The sequence below is a fragment of the Mariniluteicoccus endophyticus genome, assembly GCF_054780035.1.
Genome location: NZ_BAAGXC010000038.1, coordinates 153,367 through 164,824, shown reverse-complemented (window position 1 = coordinate 164,824; position 11,458 = coordinate 153,367). Strand labels below are relative to the sequence as shown.

Annotated in this window: 12 protein-coding genes; 2 read left to right on the top strand and 10 right to left on the bottom strand. The window is 72.8% G+C overall.

The window, feature by feature from the left end; translation table 11 throughout:
• Positions 1–2,355: family 16 glycosylhydrolase (locus tag ACYVGD_RS16375; RefSeq protein ID WP_460744847.1), on the top strand; the 2,355-nt coding region annotated here is incomplete at its 5' end.
• Between the two features lie 44 nt (positions 2,356–2,399).
• On the opposite strand, the gene ACYVGD_RS16370 is transcribed toward ACYVGD_RS16375, so the two are convergent.
• Positions 2,400–2,870: a hypothetical protein gene (locus tag ACYVGD_RS16370; RefSeq protein ID WP_460744846.1), complete on the bottom strand. Its 471-nt coding sequence runs from the start codon at positions 2,868–2,870 to the stop codon at positions 2,400–2,402.
• Between the two features lie 129 nt (positions 2,871–2,999).
• Between ACYVGD_RS16370 and ACYVGD_RS16365 the strand changes: the two genes are divergently transcribed.
• Positions 3,000–5,261 (top strand): DEAD/DEAH box helicase, encoded by a 2,262-nt coding sequence (locus tag ACYVGD_RS16365; protein WP_460744853.1) that lies wholly within the window; start codon positions 3,000–3,002, stop codon positions 5,259–5,261.
• Between the two features lie 2 nt (positions 5,262–5,263).
• Here the strand turns inward: ACYVGD_RS16365 and ACYVGD_RS16360 are convergent, their stop codons facing one another.
• The 9 genes from ACYVGD_RS16360 to ACYVGD_RS16320 form a co-directional block, all read right to left on the bottom strand.
• Positions 5,264–5,617 (bottom strand): Rv3654c family TadE-like protein, encoded by a 354-nt coding sequence (locus ACYVGD_RS16360; RefSeq protein ID WP_460744845.1) that lies wholly within the window; start codon positions 5,615–5,617, stop codon positions 5,264–5,266.
• Complete coding sequence (locus ACYVGD_RS16355; protein WP_460744844.1) at positions 5,614–5,952, bottom strand: TadE family type IV pilus minor pilin; 339 nt, start codon at positions 5,950–5,952, stop codon at positions 5,614–5,616. The genes ACYVGD_RS16360 and ACYVGD_RS16355 overlap by 4 nt, the downstream gene beginning before the upstream one ends.
• A 71-nt stretch (positions 5,953–6,023) precedes the next feature.
• Positions 6,024–6,233, bottom strand: coding sequence for a DUF4244 domain-containing protein (locus ACYVGD_RS16350; RefSeq protein ID WP_460744843.1), 210 nt, complete (start codon positions 6,231–6,233; stop codon positions 6,024–6,026).
• 132 nt (positions 6,234–6,365) lie between these two features.
• Positions 6,366–7,064, bottom strand: a complete 699-nt coding sequence (locus ACYVGD_RS16345; RefSeq protein WP_460744842.1) for a type II secretion system F family protein — start codon at positions 7,062–7,064, stop codon at positions 6,366–6,368.
• A gap of 34 nt (positions 7,065–7,098) precedes the next feature.
• Positions 7,099–7,863: a type II secretion system F family protein gene (locus ACYVGD_RS16340; RefSeq protein ID WP_460744841.1), complete on the bottom strand. Its 765-nt coding sequence runs from the start codon at positions 7,861–7,863 to the stop codon at positions 7,099–7,101.
• Positions 7,860–9,002 (bottom strand): TadA family conjugal transfer-associated ATPase, encoded by a 1,143-nt coding sequence (locus ACYVGD_RS16335; RefSeq protein WP_460744840.1) that lies wholly within the window; start codon positions 9,000–9,002, stop codon positions 7,860–7,862. Before ACYVGD_RS16335 ends, ACYVGD_RS16340 begins: the two co-directional genes overlap by 4 nt.
• Positions 9,002–10,030 carry a septum site-determining protein Ssd gene (ssd, locus tag ACYVGD_RS16330; RefSeq protein WP_460744839.1) on the bottom strand — a complete coding sequence of 343 codons (1,029 nt, stop codon included), beginning with the start codon at positions 10,028–10,030 and terminating at the stop codon, positions 9,002–9,004. Before ssd ends, ACYVGD_RS16335 begins: the two co-directional genes overlap by 1 nt.
• A gap of 351 nt (positions 10,031–10,381) precedes the next feature.
• Complete coding sequence (locus ACYVGD_RS16325) at positions 10,382–10,753, bottom strand: hypothetical protein (RefSeq protein WP_460744838.1); 372 nt, start codon at positions 10,751–10,753, stop codon at positions 10,382–10,384.
• Complete coding sequence (locus ACYVGD_RS16320; RefSeq protein ID WP_460744837.1) at positions 10,746–11,450, bottom strand: Fic family protein; 705 nt, start codon at positions 11,448–11,450, stop codon at positions 10,746–10,748. Before ACYVGD_RS16320 ends, ACYVGD_RS16325 begins: the two co-directional genes overlap by 8 nt.
• Positions 11,451–11,458: the final 8 nt, after the last annotated feature.

Below are 11,458 nucleotides of genomic sequence, written 5' to 3'. Positions count from 1 at the left end.
GCCGCCAGCGTCGTCCTCCTCAACCAGTTCGAGGGCCAGACCGTCTGCCTCGACGTCCGCGCCGCCGAGCCCTCGGTGACGCTGCTCAAGGGCCAGACGCAGTGGTGCCACACCTTCCCCGCCAAGCCCCAGGCGCCGACGTTCGACAACCTCACGTCGACGATCACTATCCCCGACGTGGCCGGGGCCAGCTATCAGGTCGACGGCCAGCCCGTCGCGCCGGGAACGATCACACTGAAGGTCCCCTTCGGCGGCCAGTGGGTGACGGTGACGGCGACGGTCCAGGGCAGCCCGACGGTCTACACGTGGAAGAACCGCTTCCCCGAGGTCGTCACCCCGAACGCGCCCGTCTTCGACGACGGCCAGCAGCGCCTCATCACGCCGATCAACAAGGGCGTGTACTGGTACATCGACGGCTACAACGACGGGAAACCACTCGTGGCCGGCAACACGGTGGACATGTCGGCGTACGCGGGCCAGACGATCCGGATGTATGCGGTGGCGGCCCAGCCCGCCGTCACGCTCCTGACGGGACAGACCGAGTGGTTCCACACCTTCCCGGCCCGACCCGACCGTTCTATCGCCAACGGTGACGAGTTCGACGGCGAGGGTCTGTCCAAGTACTGGCGCATCTACACCCAGGACACCCCGGCGAACCGCAAGTCCCTCTACCGCCCCGAGAGCGTGTCGGTGCACGACGGCGTGCTTGACATGCGTACGCGCCGTCACTGCATCGCCGACGAGCGGGAGAAACTCACCGACGCCAACGCCACGACGGCGGTGTGCCCGGCCGGGAAGATCACGCGCTACAGCACGGGCCGTGTGGACACGAACTACATCTACGGCATGCCGGCGCGGGTCGAGGTCCGCGCCAAGCTCGACCCCGAGCACCACGGCATCACCTCGACAGGCTGGATGCACAACGACCAGCCCTTCTGCAACAACGGCGTCACGACGACCGACATCGCCGAGATGGACATCATGGAGGTGTGGGCGACCAACTACAGCAAGACGTTCAGCCACATCACCTGTGACGGCGGCAAATACCACACCAACGGCGTGGAGACCCACCAGTGGATCCCGGGCGAGTGGCACACGTGGGGTGTCGAGTGGGACGGCCACGCGCTGCGGTACTACTTCGACGGGAAGCTGCAGACCGGCCCGTACGGGTCGGAGATCACCGCTCAGACGCTGGGCATCACCCAGGAGCGGTTCCTCAGCGCCATGCACGACCACATGTGGCAGTTCGTCATCAACGTCACCGCGCCTGTCGACGGCGGCTGGGCGCCGTGGATCGACGACACGTTGCCGTTCCGGGACCGCCACGACCTGTACGACTACGTCCGCATCCAGCCGTTCGTGCAGATGGACTGCCAGCCGTACGGCCTCATCGGCGAGTACGCGGCCCGGCACCCGGAGCTCGGCCGGTCGACGGGCTGCGAGTACGCCGCCGGCGTACCCGGTTCCCGCGCCCAGAACTTCGAGCACGGCCGCGTCTACTGGTCACCGGCCACCGGCGCCCAGCCCGTGAGCGGGGCCGTCCTCGACAAGTTCCTGCGCTCCGGTGGTGAGCGACGGATGGGCCTGCCGACGAATCCGCCGCTGGCCATCCGGGACGGTGGCACGTCGCAGACGTTCCAGAACGTCACGATCCTCCACTCGCCGGCGACCGGCGCCCACTGGGTGCGTGGCCTCATCCGCGACAAGTACGCCCTGACCGGCTGGGAGAACGGCAAGCTGGGCTACCCGGTGACCGACGAGGTCTGCGGCCTGCGCGACAACGGCTGCTACCAGCGCTTCCAGTTCGACGACCACATCTACTGGTCCGCAGGCACCGGGGCACACTCCGTGCTGGGTGCGATCTACCAGAAGTACGCGTCGATGGGCTGGGAGAACGGCGACTTCGGCTACCCCGTCACCGACGAGATCTGCGGGTTGCGCGACGGCGGCTGCGTGCAGCGGTTCCAGCACGCGAACGGCCACATCTACTGGTCGCCCGCCACCGGAGCCCACTTCACACGCGGGCTGATCCAGGACCGGTACGGGGCGATGGGCTGGGAGAACAGCACCATCGGCTACCCCGTCACCGACGAGATCTGCGGGATCCGCGACGGCGGCTGCTACCAGCGCTTCCAGCGGGAGTCGGGCCACCTCTACTGGTCGCCCGCCTCGGGGAGCTGGGGCGTGCAGGGGGCGATCTGCGCCTACTGGGGCTCCGCCGGCTGGGAGAACGGCAGGCTGGGCTATCCCACGGGTCCCGAGCGTTGCGCTAACCGTCCGGGCGCCCTCGAGTGCGACCAGAGTTTCCAGCGCGGGCGGATCACTTGGAGCTCGGCGCACGGGGCGCGCGGCTGACGCCCGCTCCCCCGCCGAAAACTGCGCCCCGGTCGACCGTCAGGTCACTGGGGCGCAGTCACATACCAGGCACCGCCGAGGCGTACGGCCGTCATGCCCTGCACCATCGCGCTGGCCGCCGCCGGGGTCGTGGTGGCGGTGGACAGGTCTGCGTTGTCCCCGTTGACGTTCGCGCCCCTGACCGTGGCCTGCTTCAGCTCGTCGCCGAACTGCTGGCTGGCGGCCGCGGCCGCCTGGCTCATTGCGTGGCGGCACATCTCGAAAGCGTCGGGCTCGCTCTCGATGACCTGGCCGCCGGCCGCCATGACCCGGCAGGCCGTCTCGCTGTCCTGGTGGCCGAGCGCGCGGAGGAACGCCTGGACGGCGTCGTCGGGGTTCTTGTGCTGGACCGATCCGGCCGAGCCGGCCGTGGGCGCGGGTGCGTCGGCGGATCCCCCGGTCTCGTCGGCGCAGCCGGTCATCGTCAGCGCGCAGGCCAGAGCGAGCGCGGCGGGCAGGTGACGGGCGCGGGACATGGGGACTCCTGTGGTCGGCTTCACCCATCGTAGGGCCGCCGCCCAAGGCGTTCGGGGCTCCTCTCACGGCAGGAGGCTGCTCCTGTCGGGGGCCCGTGGCACTCTGGTCAGGTGCCGCTGCCCGCCTGGATGTCCGACGACCCCGCGCTGCGCCACCACCATCGCCGCCCCGCGTCGGCCGGGCGGACCGAGCCGCTGCCCGGCTGGGTGCCTCCGCCCGTCACCGAGGCGCTGGCCCGTCAGGGCATCGAACGCCTGTGGACCCACCAGCGTCGGGCCGTGGACGCCGCGCGGGCCGGGCGCCACGTCGCGCTGTCGACGGGCACGGCGAGCGGCAAGTCGCTGGCCTATCTGCTGCCGGTGCTCGCGGCGACCTGGGGTGGCGAGCCCGTGGCTCCTCCGCCGGTCCCCGAGACCGGCGGCACGGCGGCGGCACGCGTACGCCAGTTTCTCGCCCGCCCCCACACGGCGCTCTATCTCGCGCCGACGAAGGCGCTCGCGCACGACCAGCTGAGGTCGTGCCGCGACCTGGGCCTCGACACGTGGCGGGTGACGACGGTCGACGGCGACTCCGACACGGCGGAGCGGGCGTGGGCCCGCGACCACGCTGCCTATGTGCTGACCAACCCCGACATGCTCCACCGCTCGATCCTGCCGAACCACGAGCGGTGGGGCGGTCTGCTGCGGTCGTTGCGCTACGTGGTGATCGATGAGGCCCACCGCTACCGGGGCGTGTTCGGCAGCCACACCGCCCAGGTGGTACGCCGGCTGCGGCGGCTGTGCCGGGCGTACGGCTCCGACCCGGTCTTCGTGTGCGCGTCGGCGACCACGGCCAACCCGCGCGAGGCCATGGCGGCCCTGGTCGGCCTCGACGAGGACGCCGTCGAGCTCGTCGACGAGGACGCGTCGCCGCACGGCGCCCTCGACCTGGCGCTGTGGAAGGCCGAGGGCCATCACGACACCGTGACCGCCGACCTGCTCACCCGCTTCGTGGGCGAGGGGCGCCAGACGCTGGCGTTCGTGGCGTCGCGCCACATGGTCGAGGTCGTCGCCCGCCGGGCCCGCGAGGAGATGGGGTCGACGATCGCGTCCTATCGCGGAGGCTACCTGCCGTCGGAGAGGCGGGCGACCGAGGCGGGGCTCCAGTCCGGCGAGCTCACGGGCGTCGCGACCACCAACGCGCTCGAGCTCGGCGTCGACATCGCCGGTATGGACGCCGTCGTCGTGTCGGGCTATCCGGGCACGCTGTCGGCGCTGTGGCAGCGCGTCGGCCGGGCGGGACGCAGCGGCGAGGACGCCGTCGCGGTGCTCGTCGGCCGCGACGACCCGCTCGACACATGGCTGTTCGACCACCCCGACCAGATCGTCGCCGCGCCTGTCGAGCGCAGCGTCATCAACCCCCACAACCGGCTGGTGGTCGCCCGCCACCTCGCCGCCGCGGCCCAGGAGATCCCCTGCACCGCCGACGACGAGCAGTGGTTCGGCCCCCAGACGGTGCCGCTGCTCGACCAGCTCGCCGACAGCGGCGTGCTGCGCAAACGGCTCCACGGCTGGTTCTGGACGCGTCCCGACCGCGCCGTCGACGCCATCGACCTGCGCTCGATCGGCGGGAAGGCCCTCGAGATCGTCGACCGTGACACCGGCGGCGTCGTCGGCACCGTCGACCCCGCCGCGGCCGACCGGACCGTCCACCCCGAGGCGGTCTACGTCCACGCCGGCGACGTGTTCGTCGTCGACGAGCTCGACCGCTCCGAGAACGTCGCCTTCGTCCGCCGCGACGACCCCGGCTACACGACCCAGGCCCAGGACGTCATGGACGTGTCGGTCATCGGCGTACGCCGCGACGAGCCGTGCGGGGCGGGCCACCTGCGGTTCGGCGACGTGACGCTGACCATCCAGGTCACCGGATATCTGCGCCGCGACGCCCGCACCGGCGACGTCTGGGACGAGACGCCGCTGGCGATGGCGGAGCACCGCATGACGACCCATGCGATCTGGTGGACGCTGCCCGAGCCGGCGCTGGCGGGGCTGGGGTTCAGCCACGTCCAGCTCGGCGCGGCCGCCCACGCGCTCGAGCACACCCTCATCGGGCTGCTCGCCGCGTTCGTGCCGAGCGACCGCTGGGACGTCGGCGGCCTGTCCACCGCACTCCACCCCGACACCGGCCAGCTGACCATCTTCGTCCACGAGGGTCTGCCCGGCGGGACAGGTGTCGTCGAAGCGGGGTTCGACGTTGCGTACGCGTGGCTGTCGGCCGCCGGCGACCGCCTCGAACGCTGCCCGTGCGCGTCGGGCTGCCCAAGCTGTGTGATCTCGCCCAAGTGTGGCAACGGCAACCAGGCCCTCGACAAGGCCGGTGCGCTGCGGCTGGCTAACCTGCTGCTCGGCTGACCTCACTCCAGCCGCCCCGCCCGGGCGACCGCAGACACCTCGGTCGGCAACCCGGGGAACCTTGCACCGACCGCGACCGCGACGTCGACGGTGACCACGTGCTCGGCCCAGTCACCGACGGCCCGACACGTCTTCACCCGCGCTCCGTTCGCCCGCGCCGACCGCGCGGCCACCTCGCACGCCGTGCCGCGTCCGTACGCCTCGGCCCCCGCCACCGCGGCCAGGTCGGCCACTCCCCGGACCCGGTGCTGGGCCGCGGCGTACGCGACCGCCAAAGACACCAGCGCACCCGCAGCCAGCAGGAGGACGGCGGTAACGGCGACCAGCGGGGTGACCGACCCACGCTCGTCCCTCATCGCACCCCCGGCTCGGTCACGACCTGGGCCGAGGCCCGCAGCCGCACCGTCGGGCCACGCTCACCGAACGGTCTGGCCGGCGCCTCGACCTCCACCACGACGACGTTCCCACGCCGGTCGACGTCGACGTCGGCACCCCTGGGGGCGTCCCGCCGAGCGCGGCGGGCGGCCTCGTCGTCGCCCCGAGCCACCTGACGCGCGACCTCCGAGGCCGTGTCCCAGCACTGCCCCTGGACCAGCGCGACGCCGACCAGACCGAACGCAGCCGTCAGCGCGACCACCAGCGCCACCAGCCCCAACGCCAGCTCGGCGGTGACCATCCCCCGCTCGTGCACTCTTCCTCCTCCCGACGTGTGGGCCGCGGGCGGCACCCCTGTCGCCCGCGGCCCCGTCATCCCCCGCCGGCTCAGCCGACCTTGATGAAGTGGCGCAGCACGGCCGAGACCAGTTCCCACATCAGCTGTCGGAACTCCGGCATGCTCACCACGGTGATCAGCACGCCCGCCAGCGTGCAGGCCGCCACGATGCCCACCGCGTACTCCGCCGTCGTCATGCCCCGCTCGTCGCGCACGACCTCGGCCGGCTCGGCACCGGTCGGCTCCACCATCTCCGCCATCTCTCGTCCTCTCTGTCGGTGTGGCATTGTCGCCACGTCCCTCACACTGGGTCTCGACCCCCGCGAAACGGCACGGCTGCCCACGACCTGTGGACCGTCCTCCCCCGCACACCCCGTGCAGCCTGTGGACAGTCATCCGAAGAAGCGGACGACGACGCCACCGATGGCCGGGACCACGCCGACCAGGACGAATGCCGGCAGGAAACACACCATGAGCGGGAAGACGCTGCGTACGCCCGTGGTGCGTGCCCGGGCCAGTCGCGCGTCGTGGGCGGCGCGCAGAGCCTGCTCCTCGTGCCGTCGCAGCATCGGCGCCACCGCCGCCCCCGACGCGGCGACGCGCCCGATGTCGGCCGCAGTACGGCGCCATGCCTCTGACTCCACGAGCAGCCCCCACGCGGCCCGCTCCGACAGCCCCAGATCCAGGGCGGACGCGACCCGCGCCAGGTCGTCGCCCACCACACCCGGTAGCGACGGGCCGACCGCATGCACGACGCTGCCCAGCGGCAGGCCCGCCTCGACACCGCACGCCAGCAGGGTCAGGGCCTCCGGCAGGTTTTCCCTTCGTTCGGCCTCACCCCCGGTGCGGTCCGGCCGGATCAGGCCCAGCCCGAACGTCACGCAGACGCCGACGACAAGGGCTGCTGCGAGCCGCCCCCACCACGGCAGTGGCACCACCGACGCCGCTGCGAGCGCGGACCCACCACCGAGCACAACCCGCGTGCGCGGGGCCAGGGCCGCGTCGCCCGCTGCGCTAAGGACGGGCGCACGGACCGGCACGGTCCGGCCCGGTGGGCCCACCGCCCACCACACCGCGAGTGAGGCCAGCACCCCCGAGATCATTGCCTCCCCCGTTCCGGGCCGGTCACCGACCCATCCGTTCGGTCCACCACAACCCGACCATCGCCAGGGCCGCACCACCCACCAGGCACGCATGACCGAAGAACGTGCCGAGCAGGAATGCCACCGGGTCACCGCCGATCCCATAGCCCACCGCCAGCCCGGCCAGCGGCAGCGCCGACAGCAGCCGCCCCGTCAGGCGGGCCGTGGCCAGCTCGGCGGCCACCACCGCTGCGACCTCGCGGTCGGCCCGCAGCCGCTCGGCGACCGAGTCGAGAGTCTCCGCCAGCGGCGCCCCTGTGGTCTCCGCCAGCGTCCAGGCACGTGCCAGGCGCCCCAGCCCCTCACCACCCGGCGTACGCGCCGCCTCGCCCCACACCACGGCCACGTCGCCGCCCACCGCGGCCGCCGAGGCGGCGGGGCGCAGGACGGCGAAGTCGCGGGCCGCCGTCGACAGCGCCGTGGCGGGTACGCGTCCCACCGACAGCTCCTGGGCCAGCGCCGAGCAGGCCCGGGCGATGTCGTCGGCGAGCCGGTCACGTCGCCTGCCGCGCCACGCCCCGCGCGCGACCGTGCCGACGCCTGCGGCGACGACCGCCACGGTGGCCGACACCGCACCCGCGCGGCCGCCGAGCACCTGTCCCACCACCAGCACGGCCACCACCGCACCGACCACCACGAAAGGGGTGGCGGACAGGTGGCGCTCCCGGCGGACGCGCTCCTCACCGCGGCGCGGAGCGACCAGCAGCCACGTCGCGAGCCCGGCCAACCCACCCGCCACGACGCTCACCGCGACCACCACCGCTCGAGCACGTCACCGCCGGGCCCCCGGCGTACGCGGCCGTTGAAGAACTCCAGCGCCGGTGTCACCGTCAGCCCGTCGGGACCGCGGTCGACGACGTGGATGCCCGTGACCCGGCGTACGCCCGAACGGGGCTCACGCCGCACGTGGACGACGGCGTCGAGCGCGGCCCCCGCCTGCAGGTGGAGCGCCTCCCTCGACATGCCGCCGAGCGCCGCCAGCGCCTCCAGCCGGGCGGGCACGTCGGCGGCGGAGTTGGCGTGGATGGTGCCGCAACCGCCCTCGTGGCCGGTGTTCAACGCCTGGAGCAGGTCGCAGACCTCCGCCCCGCGCACCTCCCCGACCACGACACGATCGGGACGCATGCGCAACGCCTGCTTGACCAGCAGCGACAGCGGCACCGCGCCGGCCCCCTCGGCGTTGGCGGCGCGCGACTCGAGCCGCACGCAGTGGGGGTGGTCGGGGTCGAGCTCGCGGGAGTCCTCCACCACCAGCAACCGCTCGTCGTGGGGGACGCGGGCCAGCATCGAGGCGAGCAGGGTCGTCTTCCCCGAGCCTGTGCCGCCGGCGACCAAGAACGCCACGCGCGCGGCGACCATCGCCTCCAGCACCTCGGCCCCGGCCGGCGGCACCGAGCCGCTCGCGACCCACTGCTCGAGCGAGAAGCGGCGTCCCGCGGGCACGCGCAGCGACAGGCAGGTGCCGGGATCGGCGAGCGGTGCGAGGATCGCGTGGAGGCGCGTACCGTCGGCCAGCCGCGCGTCCACGTAGGGCGAGCCGTCATCGAGACGGCGCCCGATCGAGGTCGCCAGCCGCACCGCGAGCCGTCGGACGTCCTCGTCGGACGCGAACGTGACGCCCGCTGGTTCGAGGCCGTGGCCGCGGTCGACGAACACTCGGTCAGGCCCGTTGACGAGCACATCGGTCACCCCAGGCTGGCGCAGCAGTGGTTCCAGCAGCCCAGCCCCGGTCGACTCTCGGCGCAACCGTTCGACGACATCCACGAGCACGCGGTCGTCGACGTGCTGGCCGAGGGACCTCATTGCCGCCGCCACGTCGGACGGCGTGGGCGCATGCCCCAGCTCGGCCAGCCGCAGGCGCAGGCGCTCCATGTCGGCGACCTGCATCAGCCCTCCCCCAAGACGCGGTCGGCCAACGACTCCAGCGCGCGCCGGAAACGGCGGCCACCGGCACGCGAGGCGGGCTCACCCCGGTCGGCGGCCCCCGGCAGCGCGCGGTCGTCGGGCAGGTCCCCCAGCAGCGGGATGCCGAGCCCCCGCGCGACCTCCGAACCACTGAGCGCCCCGGCGCGTGCGACGAGGGCCAGCGGGGCCACGGGATCGATGCCGGCCACCACCCGCCGCCCTCCCGCCAGCCCGCGCACGCTCGCCGGCGTCACGAGCAGCGTCCCGTCACACAGATCGACGCGCCCACCCAGCCCCGCGTCACCGCGTGAAAGGTCGACCACGACGACCTCGTGGGTGCGGGCGGCCGACCTGACGACGGTGGCGACAGCCGCTTCGCCCGGCGGCTCGGCCCCGGGGTCGCGGTCCCACGCCAGGACCTCCAGACCGTCGCTCCGGGGCAGGTTCGTGCCGAGGTCACCGACGAAACCGCGTGCCGCGGCGAGCCCCGACCAGCGCCAGCCCGGCGTGCGCTCCAACCCCAGTGCGAGATCGAGGCCGCCACCCCGCGCGTCCAGGTCGACCAGCAACGTACGCCGCCCCCGACGCACCGCGAGATCGGCGAGCGCCACCGCGAGCGTGGACGCGCCCGCGCCACCGACGCCGGCCACGACCCCGATGACGGTGGCCCGCCCGCGCGTCGCGCCAGCCAGCGACGCACTCAGCCCGCGTACTCCGTCGGGCAGGACCGTTGCCACCGCGCCGAGCGCGGACGACCAGCCGCACAGCTGTTCCTCGTCACCGGGCCGCCCGACCACGTGGAGGGTGCCCGGCTCGCCCGGACCGTGACGGGCCGCCGCCGCGGCCACGTCGACGCCCACGACCACGGCCCGCCACGAGCGCGCCAGCAGCCCCACGTCGCGCTCGTGGACGGCGGGCACGTCGACGGCGGCGGCGGCCGCGAGCGTCGTCTCGGCGAGGGCGGCGTCGTCGGTCAGGACCAGCACGCGGGCATCAGGGGTGGCGTCCATGACCCGACACTGGTCCGCGCACTCGCCCGATCGGTCACTCCCACACAGACTGTGGACAACTCTTGGCGCAAGCACTTCCACCTGTGGAGAAGATCGCAGGTGAACCCCTTCCCGACTGGGGGAAAGGGTGCTACAACTGATGCAAGGATCCTTCCACCACAATCAGGTACCCACGCGGCGACCACAACCGTCCCAAAGGTTGTCGAGCCGAGGGCTTGCCCCGGCCGACGTTTGAACGCTGTGCACGCTTGGTCACCTGACCCTGAGGTGGGTCACGGCTCCCGACGTCCTCGCGGCGACGGGAGCCGCGGCATGTCCGCACCTTTCCCGACCACCGTCAACCGGACAAACCTAGAGGACGACCTTCTTGTCGGGCGACTTGAACCACACCATCTGACCGCCCGCGGCGTTGACCTGGGCCGCGACGCCACGGACCAGCTGGGCGCGCGAACGCTTCGTCATCGAACCGCCGTGCCCGATGAGCAGGTCGACGAACGCCTGATAGGCGGCGCGGTCCTCGGCGAGGAGGTGAAACTTCTTGAACCCGTATTGGCGGCGGTGTCCCCCCGCCGAGTCGTGGGTGACCATCCGCACGTGCCAACGACCCTTGGCGTCGATCACGACGTCAAGCCCGATCTGCCACTCCCCCGGCGAGGTGACGGTCTCGGTGCGGTCGTCGAACGTCCATCCGGCGTCGACGAAGGGCTGGGCCCAGTCAGACACGTCCATCCTTCCTGAAGCGCCGCGCGGCCCCGAGCGGAGAGGACTCCGCCCCGAAGGTCAGGGCGCGGGCGCACTGAACGATCCAGTCGCGTACGCCAGCGAGGTGGCCCGTCGCGTAGCGCTGCAGGACTTCAGCGTACGCCCCTCCCGCCGCGGCATGGCCCTCCTCAGGCACCAGCGCCGCGCGCGGGTCGATGCGGCCCTCGACCAGCACCATGTGCTCCACCGCCCGCGCCAACACGCCGTCACCGCCGCCGAACGGCGCCATCGTGGCGATCTCGCCGTGCGCGATCGCCGCCACGACCACCGGGGACGCCTCCGTCGGCAAGGTCAACATGTCCAACAGCCCGTTGAGCCGTGCGGTGTCGGCCGTCGTCGTGCGTCCGAGGGCATCCTCCCCGACGACATCGCGCGCCAGCAGCACGTGGGCGCGTGCCAGCACCTGGGCCGGCGTGCGCCGGATTCCTGCGGCGAGGTCGATCAGCTCGGTCGACAGCCGCACCGCACCGGGCAGCCACTGATCGCCCTCCATGCCCGCCGAGGCCTTCGCCCCGGCCAGCAGGGCACGCGCGGAGGTCTCTGCGGGGATCTGCCGTAGCCCCCGGTCACGCAGGACGGCTTCGGCGGCATCGACGGCCGCGGTCACGGCGGACGGCACGCCCTCGACGCGGCCAAGATCGGCGAGTGGGTCATTCACGACCTAGA